The 18,100-nt window shown below is 39.9% G+C and carries 15 protein-coding genes; 9 read left to right on the top strand and 6 right to left on the bottom strand.

The genetic code is table 11. The annotated features are described in order from the left end of the window. The first annotated feature begins 9 nt into the window (after nucleotides 1–9). From GSQ19_RS11055 to GSQ19_RS11025, 7 genes are all read left to right on the top strand, one after another. Nucleotides 10–1,560, top strand: coding sequence for a type I restriction-modification system subunit M (locus GSQ19_RS11055; protein ID WP_011318006.1), 1,551 nt, complete (start codon nucleotides 10–12; stop codon nucleotides 1,558–1,560). Beyond that, nucleotides 1,557–2,921 carry a restriction endonuclease subunit S gene (locus GSQ19_RS11050; RefSeq protein ID WP_011318005.1) on the top strand — a complete coding sequence of 455 codons (1,365 nt, stop codon included), beginning with the start codon at nucleotides 1,557–1,559 and terminating at the stop codon, nucleotides 2,919–2,921. The genes GSQ19_RS11055 and GSQ19_RS11050 overlap by 4 nt, the downstream gene beginning before the upstream one ends. Nucleotides 2,922–2,938: 17 nt before the next feature. Further along, nucleotides 2,939–4,945, top strand: coding sequence for an ATP-binding protein (locus GSQ19_RS11045; protein ID WP_159368350.1), 2,007 nt, complete (start codon nucleotides 2,939–2,941; stop codon nucleotides 4,943–4,945). A gap of 21 nt (nucleotides 4,946–4,966) precedes the next feature. Beyond that, on the top strand, nucleotides 4,967–7,891 hold the full coding sequence (locus GSQ19_RS11040; protein WP_011318003.1) for a type I restriction endonuclease subunit R: 2,925 nt from the start codon (nucleotides 4,967–4,969) through the stop codon (nucleotides 7,889–7,891). A gap of 83 nt (nucleotides 7,892–7,974) precedes the next feature. Beyond that, on the top strand, nucleotides 7,975–8,310 hold the full coding sequence (locus GSQ19_RS11035; RefSeq protein WP_011318002.1) for a M48 metallopeptidase family protein: 336 nt from the start codon (nucleotides 7,975–7,977) through the stop codon (nucleotides 8,308–8,310). 45 nt (nucleotides 8,311–8,355) lie between these two features. Continuing rightward, a complete protein-coding gene (locus GSQ19_RS11030; protein ID WP_011318001.1) occupies nucleotides 8,356–8,826 on the top strand; it encodes a hypothetical protein in 471 nt (156 codons plus the stop codon). Then, nucleotides 8,827–9,891 carry a serine/threonine-protein kinase gene (locus GSQ19_RS11025; protein WP_011318000.1) on the top strand — a complete coding sequence of 355 codons (1,065 nt, stop codon included), beginning with the start codon at nucleotides 8,827–8,829 and terminating at the stop codon, nucleotides 9,889–9,891. It abuts the gene before it with no gap. A gap of 382 nt (nucleotides 9,892–10,273) precedes the next feature. On the opposite strand, the gene GSQ19_RS11020 is transcribed toward GSQ19_RS11025, so the two are convergent. From GSQ19_RS11020 to GSQ19_RS11005, 4 genes are all read right to left on the bottom strand, one after another. Continuing rightward, on the bottom strand, nucleotides 10,274–10,777 hold the full coding sequence (locus GSQ19_RS11020; RefSeq protein WP_011317999.1) for a TniQ family protein: 504 nt from the start codon (nucleotides 10,775–10,777) through the stop codon (nucleotides 10,274–10,276). Continuing rightward, nucleotides 10,777–11,613, bottom strand: a complete 837-nt coding sequence (locus GSQ19_RS11015; protein ID WP_011317998.1) for a TniB family NTP-binding protein — start codon at nucleotides 11,611–11,613, stop codon at nucleotides 10,777–10,779. Before GSQ19_RS11015 ends, GSQ19_RS11020 begins: the two co-directional genes overlap by 1 nt. A gap of 3 nt (nucleotides 11,614–11,616) precedes the next feature. Continuing rightward, complete coding sequence (locus tag GSQ19_RS11010; RefSeq protein WP_011317997.1) at nucleotides 11,617–13,299, bottom strand: Mu transposase C-terminal domain-containing protein; 1,683 nt, start codon at nucleotides 13,297–13,299, stop codon at nucleotides 11,617–11,619. A gap of 351 nt (nucleotides 13,300–13,650) precedes the next feature. Next, entirely contained in the window at nucleotides 13,651–15,066 is a 1,416-nt protein-coding gene (locus GSQ19_RS11005; protein ID WP_011317996.1) for a DICT sensory domain-containing protein, read from the bottom strand. A 363-nt stretch (nucleotides 15,067–15,429) separates the two neighbouring features. Between GSQ19_RS11005 and GSQ19_RS11000 the strand changes: the two genes are divergently transcribed. Then, nucleotides 15,430–15,717, top strand: a complete 288-nt coding sequence (locus GSQ19_RS11000) for a glutaredoxin family protein (RefSeq protein ID WP_011317995.1) — start codon at nucleotides 15,430–15,432, stop codon at nucleotides 15,715–15,717. A gap of 32 nt (nucleotides 15,718–15,749) precedes the next feature. Beyond that, nucleotides 15,750–17,240, top strand: a complete 1,491-nt coding sequence (locus GSQ19_RS10995) for a UDP-N-acetylmuramoyl-L-alanyl-D-glutamate--2,6-diaminopimelate ligase (protein WP_011317994.1) — start codon at nucleotides 15,750–15,752, stop codon at nucleotides 17,238–17,240. An 89-nt stretch (nucleotides 17,241–17,329) separates the two neighbouring features. On the opposite strand, the gene GSQ19_RS10990 is transcribed toward GSQ19_RS10995, so the two are convergent. Both GSQ19_RS10990 and GSQ19_RS10985 read right to left on the bottom strand, forming a co-directional pair. Continuing rightward, the gene (locus GSQ19_RS10990; RefSeq protein ID WP_011317993.1) at nucleotides 17,330–17,596 is read right to left on the bottom strand and encodes a hypothetical protein; all 267 of its coding nucleotides are present in this window, start codon (nucleotides 17,594–17,596) and stop codon (nucleotides 17,330–17,332) included. 28 nt (nucleotides 17,597–17,624) lie between these two features. Next, nucleotides 17,625–17,861: a hypothetical protein gene (locus tag GSQ19_RS10985; RefSeq protein ID WP_011317992.1), complete on the bottom strand. Its 237-nt coding sequence runs from the start codon at nucleotides 17,859–17,861 to the stop codon at nucleotides 17,625–17,627. Between the last annotated feature and the right edge of the window lie 239 nt (nucleotides 17,862–18,100).

Genomic DNA, 18,100 nt, shown 5'->3' with positions numbered 1-18,100 from the left:
TAAACATAGATGGGTGAACGTAATGGTAATGGGGACAAATCCCTAGAAAATTGGATATGGGATGCTGCTTGTAGTATTCGCGGAGCGCAGGAAGCAGCGAAGTATAAGGATTTTATTCTGCCGTTGATTTTTACTAAACGACTCTGTGATGTATTCGATGATGAACTAAATCGGATTGCTGAGAAGGTAGGTTCTCGTGCCAAGGCGTTTAAGTTAGTGGCAATGGATCATAATTTAGTGCGGTTTTATTTGCCACTGCAACCACAGAATCCTGATGATCCGGTTTGGTCAGTGATTCGCAAGCTTTCAGACAAGATTGGGGAGAAGTTAACAGACTATTTGCGAGAAATTGCTAAGGCGAATCCTTTGTTGAATGGGATTATTAATCGAGTTGATTTTAATGCCACAACTCATGGACAGCGTGACCTTGATGATGATCGCCTCTCGAACCTGATTGAAAAAATCTCGGAGAAGCGTCTAGGGTTAAAGGATGTAGAGCCAGATATCATTGGGCGCAGTTATGAGTATTTGATTCGCAAGTTTGCTGAAGGTTCAGGACAGTCAGCAGGAGAATTTTACACCCCGAAGGAAGTAGGGCTAATCATGGCGAAGATTATGCAACCAGAACCAGGGATGACGATTTATGATCCCTGTTGTGGTTCGGCAGGTTTGTTGATTAAGTGTCAGTTGGTATTGCAAGAATCACAAGGTGCAACGGAAAAGTTTGCACCGTTGCAACTGTATGGACAGGAATACACTCCGAATACTTGGGCAATGGCAAACATGAACATGATTATCCATGATATGGAGGGAAAAATCGAAATTGGGGATACCTTTCGCCATCCGAAATTCATGCAAGCAGGGAAATTAGCTCAGTTTGAGCGAGTGGTGGCTAATCCCATGTGGAATCAGAAATGGTTCACAGAGAAAGATTATGACGGTGATGAGTTAGGACGTTTCCCCAAAGGAGCAGGTTATCCAGGTTCATCAGCTGATTGGGGTTGGGTACAACATATTTTGGCATCCTTAGATAAAACGGGAAAGGCAGCGATCGTTTTAGATACAGGTGCAGCGTCACGGGGTTCAGGGAATGCTAATAAGAATAAGGAGAAGGAAGTTAGGAAGTGGTTTGTAGAACAGGATTTGATTGAAGGGGTGATTTATCTACCACAAAATCTGTTCTATAACACTTCTGCCCCAGGTATTCTTTTATTTTTGAATAGAGCTAAACCGAAAGAACGACAAGGTAAGCTATTTTTCATCAATGCAAGTTTGGTATTTGCTAAAGGCGATCCGAAAAATTATATTCCTGATGAGGAAATTGAGCGCATTGCCAACACGTTTTTAACTTGGCGGGAGGAGGAGAAATTCAGCCTCATTGTCTATAAGGATAAGATTGCCCATAATGATTATAATATTTCGCCATCTCGTTATATTCATATAACAGAAGAGGAGGATTTCAGACCCATTGCGGAGATTTTGGAGGAGTTAGAGGTTTTAGAGAAGGAAGCTGCGGAAACGAATAAATTATTAATGAAAGTTTTAGGGAGATATCAATGATGAAAAGAAAAACTCCCACAATTGATGAACATCTTCATGAATTTAAAATAAGTAATAAAACAGATGAGTCTTATAAAAATAGAGATTTTGGTTTCGTTCCTGAAAGTTGGAAAATAGTTAAATTTGAAAATATCTTAAGTATTTTTAATGGATATGCTTTCAAATCTACCGACGCTGTAGATTCTTCCAACACTCAACTAATAAGGATGGGAAACCTATATCAAAATAAACTTGACCTAGAGCGCAGTCCTGTTTTTTATCCTGACTATTACGCCCAGAAATATTCTAAGTATCTTCTAAAAGAGGGAGACTTAATAATATCATTAACTGGGACTAGCGAAAAAGAAGATTATGGTTTTACAGTCAAAATAAATAGAACTGATAAAAATTTACTGCTAAATCAACGTGTAGCAAGAATTGATGTTATTTCAGCAGATATTAATCATGACTACATTTTTTACTTTCTACGATCCAGAATATTTTTAACCCCTTTGTATTTAACGGCAAAGGGGATGAAACAAGCTAATTTATCAACAAATACAATTAAGACATTAAATGTTTTAATTCCTCCTCTGGAAGAACAGCGAAAAATTGCATGGATTTTGTCACTGGTGCAGGATGCGATCACACAACAGGAGCAAATTATCTCCCTCACTACCGAACTGAAAAAAGTCCTAATGCAGAAATTATTCACCGAGGGAACTCGTGGTGAACCTCAAAAGATGACGGAAATAGGCTTTATTCCTAAAAGTTGGGAGGTTATTAGATTTGCTGATGCTATCAGTGTCACAAGTGGTCAGGTTAATCCTAAAGAAAAACCTTATAGCGAAATGCTTCATGTTGGCTCTGAAAATATAGAATCTAATAGTGGAAGGCTATTATGCCTGCAAACAAATCAAGAATTGAATATTTCAAGTGGCAACTATTATTTTAATAATGATGATATTCTTTATTCAAAAATCCGACCTTATTTAAATAAGGTCGCATTACCTGACTTTGAAGGAACTTGTAGTGCTGATATGTATCCTATCCGCTCAAAAAATGGGTGTTTTAATCGTAATTTTTTATTTCATTTTCTTTTGTCTGATATTTTTAGAAATCAAGCAATATCTTTTCAAGATAGAACTGGTATTCCTAAAATTAATAGAGCGCAGTTAGGCTCAACTCTTTTAATAAGACCTTCATTATTAGAGCAAAATGAAATTAGTTATGCTCTTGATCTATGTGATAAAAGAATAAATACAGCGTATCAAAACCTATCTACATCAAAAGACCTATTTCGCATCCTTCTTCACCAACTCATGACTGCCCAAATACGAGTTGATGACCTTAATCTTTCTGCCCTCAACCTCGTATCATAGGGAGGAGATGAATAAAGATGCTGACCTTTGATGAACTTTGGGAACTCCTTACCACCCAAGACGAAAGTGTAGAAATCGAAGCCAAAAAAGGCTCAGAAGTTGGTAAAAGTTGCTTAACTACAATCAGTGCATTTGCTAACGAACCTGGATTAAGAGGCGGATATTTGATTTTGGGAATCAAAGCACCGGAAGATAGTGATAGCAATCAGTATGAAATAGAAGGGCTTGAAGATCCTGATAAGATCCAGAGAGATTTAACCAGCCATTGCAGCCAAAAATTTAATATTATTATTCGTCCCCAAATCCAGTTAGCTACTAAAGAAGGCAAAACTGTCTTAATTGCATATATTTCTGAAGCTCAACCCACAGAAAAGCCTGTATATATTGTGAGTACAGGACTGCCAAAGGGAGCATATAGGCGTATTTCTTCCACAGATCAACGTTGTACTGATGTAGATATCAAACGTCTTTATCAAGAAAATAGTTTTTCTAGCTACGATACAACTCCAATTTTAGAAGCAACCCTAGAAGATTTAGAACCCCAAGCTATTAACGCCTATAGACAAGCACGAGCGAAAATTAAACCTAATGCTCCTGAATTGAACTATTCAGATCAAGATTTACTGTATTCTTTAAATGTCATCGTTAAACATCAAAATCACTACTGTCCAACAATTGCTGGATTAATCTTGTTTGGCAATGCGATCGCTCTACGGCGTTATTGTCCTCTGCATCGTGTAGATTATATTTTAATTGAAGGTACAGAATGGATCACTGACTATCAAGATAGATATCAGACTCTTGAAATCCGTGAACCACTACTGTTGGCTATTCCTAGACTGGTAACAAATGTTCTCAATGACTTACCTACAAGATTTGGACTAGCTGAGGATAGTGTTCAACGCAGTGAAATTCCTCTCATTCCTCGTAAAGTTATTAGAGAGGCAATAGTTAATGCTGTCATGCACCGAGACTATAGCCAACGTAGTCCTATCCAGATTATTAAGTATTCTAACCGTCTAGAAATCCGCAATCCTGGTTATTCCCTGAAAAATCTTAGCCGAGAAACTTTAGGCGAACCTGGTTCTGTGATTCGTAATGAAGCGATCGCCGCAGTGCTTCATGAAACAGGATTCGCTGAAACTAAAGGATCAGGTATTCGAGTCATGTTGGAAGCTATGCTAGAAGCTAATTTGAGCTTACCATCTTTTGAATCTAATCGTAACTTAGATAAATTTAATGTTACTCTTTTTTCTCATAATCTTTTTGATACAGAAGCCCTACAATGGTTATCACAATTCAGAATCCATAATCTGACTGATGAAGAAGCAAAAATATTAGTTGTTTTGAGAGAAAAAGGAACAATTAATAATGCCATTTCTCGTTTAATCAATGGTGTAGATACCCTAAAGGCTAGTCAAAACTTAAAAAGATTGAGGGATATTGGTTTAATTGCATCACACGGAAAAAGTTCAGCAACTTATTATACTCTTAACCCTGAGTTTCAGTCTAAAGAACAATCCCAAGTAGATAAATTTAATCAAGACAGTAGTACAGCAGAGGGGGAAACCTTATCAAGACAGTCCTCAACTCCTAGTCAAGACAGTAGTACAGTAGAGGGGGAAACCTTATCAAGACAGTCCTCAACTCCTAGTCAAGACAGTAGTACAGTAGAGGGGGAAACCTTATCAAGACAGTCCTCAACCCTTAGTCAAGACAGTAGCAATTTTATACCTGAACAACTTACTCTTGAATTATTTCCTGATACGAGAAAAGCATCTTTACAAGAAAAAATAGGGAAGATTGGTAGTCGAACAAAGCATGAGGAAATTAAAAATATCATCCTTGAATTATGTGAGATACAACCTTACTCCTCTAGTGAATTAGCCTCTTTATTAAACCGAGAACGAAAATATCTGCTACATAAACATTTAAAACCTTTAATTGATGAGGGTTTGCTTGAATATACAAATCCAGAAAAACCCAATGACCCTCATCAAACTTACCGCACGACTCGAAAATAAATTATACTTCTATCCCAACTTATGCCAAAACCAGGGGAACAGAAAACTGTTCAAAGCAGGATAATTACTTACGCTCAAGAAATTGGCTGGACATTTGTATCTCGTGAAGAAGCGGAAACCAGACGGGGTTTTAATAATCACAGTGGTAACATTCAAGAGAAGGCACAACAAGCATCCCTGTTTTTTGACGATACCCTCTATCAAAAAGTCCGCCAGTTTAACCCCAAGTATACCGAAGCTCAAGGCGTACTTATTGCGCTACTGAGTAACCTACCTGCCGACATCTACGGAAATAGAGACTTCCTAACTTATCTCCGCAACCAAGGCAAATATTTTTATGCCCCTGAAAATCGGGAACTCGATCTAAAACTCATCAACTACGATGACACCACCGAAAACTCCTACGAAGTAACGGAAGAATACTACATTCATAACGGCAAGTACGGTACACGGGAAGATGTAGTCTTTTTAATCAACGGTATTCCTATCCTCGTCATCGAATGCAAAAACGCTACTAAAGATGAAGCGATCGCATTAGGTGTTGATCAAATTCGTCGCTACCACACCGAAACACCAGAGTTATTCGTTCCCCAGATGATTTTTACCGCCACTGAAGCCATTGGCTTTTCGTATGGGGTGACGTGGAATATTGTCAGGCGCAACATTTTTAACTGGAAAGCAGAACAAATCGGTCAACTAGAAGCAAAAATTAAGAGTTTTTGTCAACCTAACTATATTCTCCAATTCCTGCAAAATTATATTCTCTTTGCAGAGAAAGAAGAAACTCTGCAAAAATTTATTCTGCGTCAACACCAAACCACCGCAGTTGAAAAGGTAATTGAACGCTGTCACGATCCTGAACACAGCAAAGGACTTGTCTGGCATACCCAAGGCAGTGGTAAGACTTTCACAATGATTAAGACGGCGGAAATGCTCTTTAAAGCCCCACAGAGCGATAAACCGACAATTCTGCTGATGATTGACCGCAACGAGCTAGAAGACCAAATGCTCAGAAACCTAATTAACTTAGGACTGAATAACGTTCAACACGCTGATCGCATTACCACCCTTAATCAACTACTAAAAGATGATTATCGTGGCATTATCGTCACCATGATCCACAAATTCCGCGATATGCCTGCCAATATTAATCTAAGAAAAAATATTTATATTCTGATTGATGAGGCACACCGCACCACCGGAGGAGATTTAGGAACTTTCTTAATGGCAGGACTCCCTAATGCCACTTTTATCGGATTTACTGGTACACCTGTAGATAAAACTAGCTACGGTAAAGGCACATTTAAAACCTTCGGCACAGACGATAAAAAGGGGTATCTGCATAAATATTCCATTGCAGAAAGTATTGAAGACGGAACAACACTACCCCTTTACTACAATATTGCTCCCAGCAAGATAATTGTGCCAAAGGAACTCATGGAAAAGGAGTTTCTCAACTTGGCAGAAACTGAGGGGATTAGCGATATTGCCGAATTAAATAAAATTTTAGATCGTGCCGTTAATTTAAAAAACTTCCTCAAAGGTAATCAAAGAGTAGATCAGGTAGCAAAATATGTTGCCAAGCATTACACTCAAAACGTAGAACCACTAGGTTATAAAGCTTTTTTAGTCGCTGTTGACCGTCCTGCCTGTGCTAAATATAAACAAGCTTTAGATAAATATTTACCTCCTGAATACTCCGCAGTTGTCTATACCGGAAACAATAACGATACTCAAGAACTCAAAACCTACCACCTCGACGACAAGACAGAAAAACAAATCCGTAAAAACTTCGCCAAATTTGGAGAATACCCCAAAATCCTGATTGTTACCGAGAAACTGTTGACAGGATTTGATGCTCCCCTGCTTTATGCCATGTATCTCGATAAGCCCATGCGAGATCATACCTTGTTACAGGCGATCGCTCGTGTGAATCGTCCCTACGAAAGCGAAGCTCAAGAGATGGTGAAACCGCATGGTTTTGTGCTGGATTTTGTAGGCATTTTCAACAAACTAGAAAAAGCACTTGCCTTTGACAGCGATGAAATCAACGCTATTATCAAAGATTTGAAACTGCTCAAAACTTTATTCAAAAATAAAATGGAGCAGCAAGCCTCAACTTATTTGAGCTTGATTCAGAACAATTTTAACGATAAAGATGTAGATGATATTATTGAGCATTTTCGAGAACAAGAACGCAGAAAAGCATTTTCTAAAGCCTATAAAGAACTAGAAATGCTCTATGAAGTTATTTCCCCTGATGCTTTCCTACGTCCCTACATGGACGATTACGCCACCCTTTCCTCTATTTATGAAGTAATCCGCAAAGCTTACAGCAAAAGGGTTTACGTCGATAAAGCGTTGCAGCGCAAAACTGATGAACTCGTACAAAAACATATTGGCACAACAGCGATCGCAACTGTAACAGATTTTGTAGAAATCAATGCTCAAACCCTCGAAGTCATCAAAGACAAGCAAGGAGGTGAAACCACCAAAGTCATCAACCTCATCAAAAGCATCGAAAAAACTGCCGAAGAAAATCCCGATGACCCTTTTCTCATTGCAATGGCGGAACGTGCCAAAATTGTCCAAGAAAAGTTTGAAAATCGCCAGTCCGATACCCAAGAAGCCTTAGATACGTTGGTTAAAGAAATTGGTGAAAATGAGCAGCGCAAGAAAGAACAGGCTAAACGTGGTTTTGACAGCTTAACGTTTTTTGTCTTTCAAACCCTACAGGATGCAGGTATTGATAATCCTGAAGCAGTAAGCAATCAAATTAAACAAGCTTTTATAGAGTATCCCAATTGGCGCATCAGTGAGGCAGAATTGAGAGAGTTGCGGAAAGAAGTCACCTTCGCCATTTTTGCTGAGATCGATGAATTGGATCAAGTGACAGCAGTTGTTGATAAACTTTTTATGTTGCTAAGTCAAGCTTACTCAAGCTAATATATTTACTCCTAACCTCATCACTAACTTGTTTGACCAAGCATTGGAATCATTGAAAATCTGCGGAACTTAAAACGAGGTTAATGATTACCCCTACCTGCGACAAGCCAAACTGGAAAGATGCACAAGAACTGAAAAATGCCGTGCGCGAATGGTGCGATCGCATTCAAGTTACAGTCAAGCAAGTTCAACTGCGTCCAATGAAAAGAAAATGGGCATCTATATCTCATACAGGACGCTTAACCTTAAACACTGGGTTGCTAAACTTACCCACCGAACTAGGCGAGTTTGTCATTGTTCATGAACTTGTGCATCTCAGTGTTCCGAATCACGGTAAATTATTTAAGTGCCTTATGTCTGCTTATTTACCGGATTGGCAAGAGAAAGAGCAAAAATTACAAATTTATCAAAATATGTAAAAGAAATTAACTTAATTAAAAATAAAGTTAAGTGAAATAGAATCTATGGTAAAAGCAATTGGTTTTAGAGCTGAAACTCAAACTGTTAATTATGCTGTGGTTAAGGGAACGAAAAAAGAACCTATACTCATTGTTAATGATAAAATGACTCCGCCTAAATCTTATGAAAAAGAGTCTCAGCAACTTGTCTGGTATCGAGATCGTTTGTTGACTATAATTGAACAATATCAGCCACAATTTGGTGCAATTCGCCTTCCTGAGCCTAGTTCTTTTCCAAGAGCTAACAAAGATTCTTTATTGAAAAGAGCCAGGATTGAAGGTGTAATTCTTGAAGTTTTAGGAGAAAAAAGAATCGATTGTATATTAGGTGCTTTTAAAACAATTTCTTCTGGAATAAATTCTCAATCTGCTAAGAAATATTTATCTCATGATGAATTTAGAGGTATTGATTGGTCAGATATGAACCAAAATCAACAAGAGGCTATTTTAGCTGCTGTTACCCAATTGGAGGATTAAATGCAAGTTATAGGGACTTTGACATACAAAAAAATACAGCAGATAGGTGTAGGGCAGGGATGTAACTCACAAGTTTTTTTGATTGATGAAGAGCAACTTGGTGGACTTTTAGTTGCTAAAGAAGTTGATAAACGAAGATTTCACTCTAGTCAAACATATTTTCAAGAGGCGAAAATAATATTTGCATCTCAAAACCCTAATGTTGTTCCTATTAATTATGCCTGTGAAACCCCGAATACTATTACTTTAGTAATGCCGTATTTCTCAAAAGGCTCATTAGCGGATCGTATTCAACAAAATCCATTATCACTAACAGAAGTAATTAGAATGGCTCAAGGTGTACTAAATGGGCTTCATCATATTCATATTAAAAATTATTTACATCTAGATATAAAACCGTCTAATATTTTCTTTTCTAACACAGATCAACCAATGATTGCCGATTTTGGGCAATCAGATTCACTCGATCAAAATGGAATAGTCCATTCGCCTCAAATGTACTTTCATACTCTACCTCCTGAAAGTTTTCCTCCGAATGCTACAGCAACAGTTGAGTCAGATATTTATTTAATGGGAGTTACTTTGTATCGGGCTATTAATGGTGATCAAATTTTTAATAGCCAGAAGATTCCTATTAATTCTCAACTTGATTTTATAATTCTCCAGGATGCAATCCAAAGAGGAAAACTGCCAGACCAGAATTATTTTCTGCCTCACGTTACTCAAAGTTTAAGAAAAGTTATCAGAAAAGCTTTAAATGTTGACCCTAAAAAACGGTATAAATCTGCAATTGAACTTGCAGATGCACTAGGTAAAATAGAAATCCCTTTGGATTGGAACACTCAAATTTCTAGCAATGGGGATATTTTGTGGATAGCTAGTCAAGGCAAGGGAAAACCATATCTAGGAGTTGAACTGGTCAAAAATCTACACGATTTGTGGAATGTAAATGTTTTTACAGACAATCAAGGTACTAGAAGGAAAAAATTACAATACTGTAGGGAAAGTCTGACTTTTTCTGATGCAGAAACTCACTTAGAAAAGACTTTTGCTACTTTGGCGTAAATACAATATAGTTACCATCCAGATGCCATTTTTGAGGAGGCATTTTTTTGGATGCTTCTGATATTCTTTGATCGAAGCAATGGTCACAATAGGGATTCTCTGACCATGATGAGTGAGAAACGTTCATCATTTCTCTGCCACAGTATTTACATTTCCTAACTTGCTCAAGCATCAAATTTCTCACCTCCCCCTACAAACTCTAATTCAGCAATCTATACATTTATGCTATTTTAGAACACTTGTACTACCTAATTATAATATCACGGAAAGCTTTCCTTTATAGTACCTCTAATGAGATATCGTAAAGGATTAATTTCTGATATATGGTGAATATTCTATGAGTTAGTCATCTGAAGTAATTCAAGTTCATGATCAATTAGAGCTACAACCCTTTCTGATACTTAGCCATCTCCTCAAACCGTAAAAAGCAACGATTACACCAACCATCCACCCATAATGCTGGAACCTTAAATCTTGCCTTGCAGTTAGGACATTCTGACAATAAAGTTATTTTGTGCCTCGCGCACCCTCGCGTTACCTTAAATTGCCATTCAATCTTGTGACATGGCGACTCGGCATAACAAGCAGCACATAACCGAATTGGCTCCATTTTCATCCCCACCCCAGCAGATGGTAACATTTGCGCTAACCTATCGGCATCAACCCCGACAACATTAGCCAAAGCCTCCAACTGCTGGCGAGACGGTGGGGGATTAAATCGAAACTTTTCCCAACGAGCGATCGCACCTCCAAGTCCAGCAGCTTTACCTAAACCAGTAGGTGTTAAATCATTTGCCCGTCGAAAACGTCCTAAAAAGTGACTCAAACTTTCTCCCTCTAACGGTTCTATTTGAAACAGCCAAGGTTGAATCTGTGGAACTTCCATTATTTGTACTCTTCTGTCACTTCCTTCAGGGTTGCCAAATCCACCTTCCGTAATCCTTTCTTCAATGCCCGGATAGCAGATTCTCTCAGAATCATGTCGAGCAAACCAATATAACCCCCCGTTGTCTCACCTAAAGTCTTCAGCATAGTCTTACTGGAAAGATTGGAAGCAACTGGCAACTGCAAAACCTTCTTTTCCCAAATGTCTACTATCTTCTTAAATTCATCCCCAGAAAACTTACCAAATCGATGACAAGCCCGAAAACGGTTGTAAACTTGTTCGTCCCGCTTAATTACTGCATCTAAGCGGTCAGTTCCTACCAAAATCACTGCTATTTCTAATTTGTCAAAAATGTCCGGCACCTCAGCAAAAGTTTTGGGTTTCAAGCGGTCAGCCTCATCAATAATAAGCATTTCCACTCCACACCCCTTAAGAACTCGTAGCGTTCTGTCCCTGATTTCGGCTACTGTTCCCTTTGTCATTTGATACTTCAAATGTTCAAGGAGGACTCCAAACAATTCCTTTGCACCGCATTCTTGCGGGATTTGAATATAAGCAACAGGAACAGTTGGAGGTCGTCCTGGTTCTTGCTTTGGTTTATGGCGTAATCTGTAGGCATCACAACCCATAGTTTTGCCTGTTCTTGACTCCCCCACCACTCGACCAGACTGCCGTGATTGTCGCTTTCCATCTAACCAATCATGAAGCATTTGTACTTGTTCCAAGGGAATAAAACTCTTCCGGTTCAATCGTTGAATTTCCGCTTGTATTTTTTCGTCATTTACCGGAATATCTCCCAATTGTTGGGCAACAGCTTGAGCCTGTTTTGAAGTCATTTTCTACCACCCGTAATCTTCACGCATTTGTTCGTAATCAAAGACTTCCGGCATCTGGTATTCTGGTTCACTGTCAACAGATGCCACTTCAATTTCTTCCTCTGGTTCAACAGGCACAGGTTTTTTAGCCTTTTGAACTATGGTCTGTTCTGCCTTTTGGCGTTCCTTTTTGGTTTTCTTTTGGTTCACGAAGGTTTCGCGATCGCGCACCTCTGCCAAAATAGAACGATTGCTAATAGCCTTACCTGCTTGCCGAATCCGGCGACTCATAGCTTTTGCTTCATCCACAGACAATTCCTCTGTCTCCAAATCTTGAGCATAAGCACGAGCTAGAAATTCTTCTTGATTACCTTTCTGGCGGTAAACCAACAAAGTGGTGATATCTTTGGGGTCATAACGCAGTACAACATTTTCACCTGCATAACCTGCCAAATTTTCTCCCCGATAAGTCAGATTTTCAAATTGCACATACCCACCCCTGTAAATTGAGCGTCGAGTTTGCTTCATCAGGCAGATACGTAATTCTTCTTCTGAAATTAAATTAGGCGCAACAATTAATCCTGCTTCCCAACGTTGATAACGAGTTTGGTCGCCTAATCGAGCATCAATACTTTGGTTGTATTTATCCACGATGTAACGTACTAGCAGACGTTCTAATTCCCTCAAAGTAATACAAGCTTCTTTCTCAGCTTGCTCAGGGCGTTCCTGTACATTTGAACCTGTGTATCCTGGCAAGGTTGAAAATAAATCAGTGTTAAAAGTTCCAAAAGGACGCTCAACAATACCACCTTCACTGGGGCGATCGCGTAAATGACAAACAAACCCCAACTGCACACCTATCTGTTGCAAATGGTTGGAGCGAAAATCTTTACCGCCATCAGTATAAAAATGTTCTGGTTTACCATAGGTTCCCCATTCTTCATGGAGTCCATATTCTGATCCATATCGCTTAGGCAAAATTGCATGACGCAGTGCCAATGCTATTACCTGGGAACTTGGGGCATCAAAACCCAAATTTATCCCCATAATGCAACGGGAGTAAGTATCTACAACTATTGTTAACCAAGGACGACTCAAAAGTTCACCGTGCTGATCTACCAGTAATAGGTCTACACGAGTGTGATCACACTGCCAAACATGATTGCTGTGTTCCACAAATAAGTCTTTGCCATCGCGAGTTTTAACTGATAATCGAGAACCATGCCAACCCCGATGTCTAATACCCTCTTTTTGTTCTTTCTGTTCGATGATAGGTTGTAAAACTCGATACACAGTTCTATAACTGGGATATTTTTGTTGACCTAATTCCTCAGCCTTTGTTTGAACTCTGAGCGCCACTTGTTTGGGAGACATTCGTTTTCCATCTTTATTATTTTCCTTATATGTCTTGATAATGAAGTCCTGCCAATCCGAATCTATTCGATGTGTTCCTTTATCAGTTCTTGTCGCAGTTTGAAGTGCAGTTAAACCCTCCTGTTCCCATTTTTTCACCAATCGCCTTACTGTCCGTACAGACTTGCCTAGTTTTCCTGCAACTTCCCTTTGTCTTTCTCCATAGGTGATACGATCGCACGGTTCTATTAGTTTCTGAATCATTTCCAGCAAATGCTGCTCATCTAGTGATAGCTCAGTCACTATCTCATGCGTTTCTGGCTCTTGATTGCCCTTATCAGGATCATCCAGCATATTTACATAAATGTTCAATAAAAACGTAGTTGTATTGTACTACTTGGAGGACATTTATTTTGTCAATTTCTGTAAAAATCTTCCCTCAAGTCCCTTTTCAAGCAAGGACAGATATTTCGTCAACTTTTCAAAAGAGGACAGCTATTTTGGCAATAAGTTTCTGGGTATTTTGAGCCTAAAATAACAAAACCCTTGCTTGGCAAGGGTTTTGAGGATAATATTTTGAATGACATTAACTTGTCAAGTGGTCATATAATTTGGCAATCGACAATTGTAGAACGACAAATTATTTGTCGCTCTACAAGTGCAGTTGTCAACCAACAGGCGATCGCTTCACCCCGTTTTCCGGATCTAAGTTGGCGAGGTGCTTCCTATCTTCATTTGCACTATTACCATAGTACCTTCATCAACCTTGCTTCTCACATTAACAGAACCACCACAATGCCATAACAATCTCTGGACAATTGTGAGTCCTAAACCTGCGCCATTCGTCTCATCAATTAGTCCCGATCGCACACGATAAAAGCAGTCGAATATTTTGGGAATTTCGCTTTCAGCAATACCGATACCTGTGTCACGAATTTCTAGTATGACGTATTCGCCTTGGACTCTAGCTCTCACCCACACTCGACCACCATTGGCTGTAAACTTGAGGCTGTTGTGTAGCAGATTAATGACTATTTGTCGCAAGCCACCATTGACACATAAAACGCTTGGCAAGTCTGTAGGGATGGTATAGCCTAGCATGATGCCTTTTTCTTGGGCTACTGGTTGGTAAGTGCTGACGACTCCAGGGACAATATCTGCAAGTTTGACGAGTTCTAAAGTTGTTGTTTCCAAATTATGCTCTAGTTCTACCAAAGTCATGAGACCGGCAATCAAAACACTTTGGCGATCGCACTGGGTATTTAACATCTGCAAATACCTCTGTCTTTGGTGTGGTTTCAGGGTGGGGGAATTCAACAGTGAAAGCGCAGTTTTCATTTGCGTCAGGGGTGTACGCAGTTCTTGACACACATTAGTTAAATATTCATCTTTCAATTGCTCTTTTGTTTGTAATTTTTGATTGTGCTGCTGCAATTTAGCAATGCGTTCAACACTGATGCGACGATTAATTTCGTTTTGTCGTTGGAGTTGCTTGGTGAGCATTTGGCTGATGAGGGCTGGCTCGCAAGCAGTGGAGCAGATAAAATCGCTTGGTGCTATGGGCTTTAATTCAGAGGTAACCTCTTGTTTTATCCCATCTAACACACGCTGAATAACTTGATGTTCAAGCGAAGTAATCGTTAATAGCGGTTGACTTTTATTATTTTGTGTCTTACCCAAGGGGCCAATTTTGTGATTTTGACGTGGGCGATAAGCTGCTATTAAACTGCAAAACTTTGTCGATAAGACTACCAAAAAATATTCTCGTTGTAAGTGATTATTTGGTAGTAATGGCACATCAAAATAATGCTCATACGAACAAGATAAAGATGTTAAATTTTCTTCTCCCACCTCTGATTTACTTTCTCCAACTTGGCAATTGTAAATACGACCAGAGTTATCCACCGATGACTGATAACGGACTATTTCTGTAGACCAAACTTTTCCTGGTGGCAGCTTAATCCATAAAGTTGCACTGAGTTGCTGCTCAATCAGTAAGTCTATTTGCGCTCTCACCAGTGATAGCAAGGTCGCCGGACTGAGAGTCACTGTTTGAGAAGGCGCTTCCACTCCTAAAGCCAGCTGATAAACGGACAAATCCTTATGCAGAGAGTCATTCATGAGTTAAGCACAACCAATAAAAATCAGAGGGAGGAAAAAATAATTACTTTCTGGAAGTAGAGGGAAAGCCTAACTCATCATTGGTAGGGAGAAAAGCCACCCTGGCGCTGTGGTAATTGGTAATAGACCTGTTACCAATTACCTATTACCAAACCCCCATCTACAAAAAGATGAAGATTTTCACAATATTACTTACATATATGTTTTTTACACAAAAGCCACGTAAACACAACAAATTATGAATGACAAAGTTACTAACTACTACTTTTGTTAATAAAAATGACCAATTTGTATTGCAAAGATTATAGATTTATCATGTATTCTTTACAATAGCAGTTCTCAGTGATTTGTAGTATTCAGTAAATGCGATTAATTTTATACAGTAAGCCCGGTTGTCATTTATGTGAAGGTTTGCAGGAAAAACTAGAACAGATCCAAAATCTGAGTTTTGAGTTAGAAATCCGTGACATTACAACTGATGAAAACTGGTTTGCTGCCTATCAATATGAGATTCCGGTTCTGTGTTTAATAACGCCTGGAGACGAGAAAGAGCAAGCTTTACCCCGCCCTTCTCCCCGCGCTAGCGTTCAGCAATTGGCACAAATGTTGAGCAAGTATTTAGCCAATCCGGAAAAAAATAATGCAGAATAGGCGCAAGAAAGGCGTGTGTCGAGGTTCACAACATGAAATTGCGGGAATTACTAGCGACAGTAGACAGTGTTGAAAATTTACCTCCGGTTTTGGCAGATACGGAAGTTAAAGGTATCAAGACCAACTCCCATGCTTGCGGTGCAGGTGATTTGTTTATTGGAATGCCAGGAACGCGGGTAGATGGCGGAGAATTTTGGCCTAGTGCGATCGCCTCAGGAGCGATCGCGGCGATCGTCTCTCCTCAAGCTGTGGAAAAAAATCCTCCCAGTGATGAGGCTGTTGTCATTAGCTCTAACAACATGACTAAAGCTTGTGCCGCGATCGCTGCAGCTTTTTATGGTTATCCTGGGCAGAAACTCAAGCTGGTGGGTGTAACTGGTACTAATGGTAAAACTACCACCACTCACCTAATTGAATTTTTCTTAACCAAAGCTCAATTATCTACCGCCTTGATGGGGACTCTCTACACTCGTTGGCCTGGTTTTGAGCAAACAGCCACCCACACCACCCCCTTTGCAGTAGAACTACAACAGCAGCTAGCACAAGCTGTCAACGCTGGTTGTGAATTTGGAGTCATGGAAGTCAGTTCCCATGCTTTAGCACAGGGGCGGGTACTTGGTTGTCCCTTTGAGGTGGGAGTATTTAGCAATCTCACCCAAGACCACCTGGACTATCACAGCGATATGGAAGATTATTTCGCCGCAAAAGCCCTGTTATTTAGTCCTGATTACCTGAAAGGACGGGCAATTATCAACGCTGATGATACCTATGGTCAAAGATTAATCAAGGCATTGAGTCCCGAAAAGGTCTGGAGTTACAGCGTTAATGATAGTAGTGCTGATTTGTGGATGAGTGACTTGAGTTATGAGCCTAATGGTGTAACAGGAACAATCCATACACCAGAGGGTGATGTGAGTTTCCGTTCACCCTTGGTTGGTCAATACAATTTAGAAAATCTTTTGGCATCTGTCGGTGCGGTTTTACACTTGGGCTTAGACTTACAACTAATCGCCAATGCTATACCAGAGTTTCCTGGTGTCCCCGGACGGATGGAACGGGTGCAGATTAATCCTGACCAAGATATTAGCGTGATTGTCGATTACGCCCATACCCCAGATAGTTTAGAAAACTTACTCAAAGCAGCTAGACCGTTTATTCCTGGGAGAATGATTTGCGTGTTTGGCTGCGGAGGCGATCGCGATCGCACCAAGCGCCCCAAAATGGGTAAAATTGCGGCTGAACTAGCAGATTTAGCCTTTGTGACTTCCGATAACCCCCGGACTGAAGACCCAGAAAAGATTCTAGATGATATTCTGGCGGGGATTCCCGACACGGTACAACCGACAGTTATAGGCGATCGGGCGATCGCTATTCGTACCGCAATCTTACAAGCTCAACCCGGTGATGGGGTACTACTGGCGGGGAAAGGTCATGAAGACTACCAAATTCTCGGTACAGAAAAAATCCACTTTGACGACCGAGAACACGCACGCGCCGCTTTAACAGAAAGAGAAAAATTATAAGGGATATGTAAAATGGGCAATGCCAACCGTATCATGGCTTTGGTGGGCATTGCCTACGCGTATTTCAGCTTTGCTGATTGGTTCATAGTTTACAAGTCTTCAGATGAAACGTTCCCTTTCACTAAACGGTGAAACAAACGGCAAGGCCAAATACAGGCTCCACAAAGAGTTACAGAGGCAATGGCAACAAAAACGCGCCAGTTATCCTTAAATGTATGAGTAGATTTTGATGACTCGTCTTGCCTATCTTTGGTTAGTTCTGGCAATGAGTGAGCTAGCTGACCAGCTGTACTTACCCCTTCAATCGCCGCTCCAATTAGATAAGCTACAAGGGCAATACCTAGCCAGTGATTCATGATGATGTGCTATGCGTGAATTTTTGTGTTAAAGATTTTCCTGTCCTAAAGATAATCTGCCTTCAGCAGTGTCTCGAATTAGGGGCAGTTTAGATGTGATGTAATTATCCAGGCTACTATCTACCTGTGCATCGAGTCCCTGGTTGACTTTTAATTGCTGGGTGAGTAATTGTACCAGAGATATATCATCAAATTGAAGTAAAGTGCTGACGTTAGTAGACTCAATTACAGCCCATAGTTGGCGTATTATTTTTGTGGTGATCATGAGTCTCTAACCTCTTAAGCTTTTCTTTATAATCGCACATTTTTCGGATGCGTAGGGAAATATTTGTTGAAGAATTATCAAGCTACTGGAAGATAAAAACTCCACCCACAGGGGGATAGAGTTTTGTCAGTGGTCAGTGGTCAGTAGTCAGTGGCAAAGATATGTAAAAACCACACCACTTGCGGGCTGGGGTATTAGACCATATCCTTTCAACAACTGACAACTGACACGCGAAGCTT

It is taken from the genome of Trichormus variabilis 0441 (assembly GCF_009856605.1).
GTDB lineage: Bacteria > Cyanobacteriota > Cyanobacteriia > Cyanobacteriales > Nostocaceae > Trichormus > Trichormus variabilis.
Note: the sequence above shows the minus strand (reverse complement) of the source record. Positions and strands in the feature narration are given on the sequence as shown.

Coding starts and splice junctions, on each gene's coding strand:
- GSQ19_RS11020 (WP_011317999.1), bottom strand. CDS start 10,777: ATGGAAGTTCCACAGATTCAACCTTGGCTGTTTCAAATAGAACCGTTA.
- GSQ19_RS11000 (WP_011317995.1), top strand. CDS start 15,430: ATGCGATTAATTTTATACAGTAAGCCCGGTTGTCATTTATGTGAAGGT.
- GSQ19_RS11045 (WP_159368350.1), top strand. CDS start 2,939: ATGCTGACCTTTGATGAACTTTGGGAACTCCTTACCACCCAAGACGAA.
- GSQ19_RS10995 (WP_011317994.1), top strand. CDS start 15,750: ATGAAATTGCGGGAATTACTAGCGACAGTAGACAGTGTTGAAAATTTA.
- GSQ19_RS11050 (WP_011318005.1), top strand. CDS start 1,557: ATGATGAAAAGAAAAACTCCCACAATTGATGAACATCTTCATGAATTT.
- GSQ19_RS10990 (WP_011317993.1), bottom strand. CDS start 17,596: ATGAATCACTGGCTAGGTATTGCCCTTGTAGCTTATCTAATTGGAGCG.
- GSQ19_RS11015 (WP_011317998.1), bottom strand. CDS start 11,613: ATGACTTCAAAACAGGCTCAAGCTGTTGCCCAACAATTGGGAGATATT.
- GSQ19_RS11035 (WP_011318002.1), top strand. CDS start 7,975: ATGATTACCCCTACCTGCGACAAGCCAAACTGGAAAGATGCACAAGAA.
- GSQ19_RS10985 (WP_011317992.1), bottom strand. CDS start 17,861: ATGATCACCACAAAAATAATACGCCAACTATGGGCTGTAATTGAGTCT.
- GSQ19_RS11030 (WP_011318001.1), top strand. CDS start 8,356: ATGGTAAAAGCAATTGGTTTTAGAGCTGAAACTCAAACTGTTAATTAT.
- GSQ19_RS11005 (WP_011317996.1), bottom strand. CDS start 15,066: ATGAATGACTCTCTGCATAAGGATTTGTCCGTTTATCAGCTGGCTTTA.
- GSQ19_RS11025 (WP_011318000.1), top strand. CDS start 8,827: ATGCAAGTTATAGGGACTTTGACATACAAAAAAATACAGCAGATAGGT.
- GSQ19_RS11055 (WP_011318006.1), top strand. CDS start 10: ATGGGTGAACGTAATGGTAATGGGGACAAATCCCTAGAAAATTGGATA.
- GSQ19_RS11010 (WP_011317997.1), bottom strand. CDS start 13,299: ATGCTGGATGATCCTGATAAGGGCAATCAAGAGCCAGAAACGCATGAG.
- GSQ19_RS11040 (WP_011318003.1), top strand. CDS start 4,967: ATGCCAAAACCAGGGGAACAGAAAACTGTTCAAAGCAGGATAATTACT.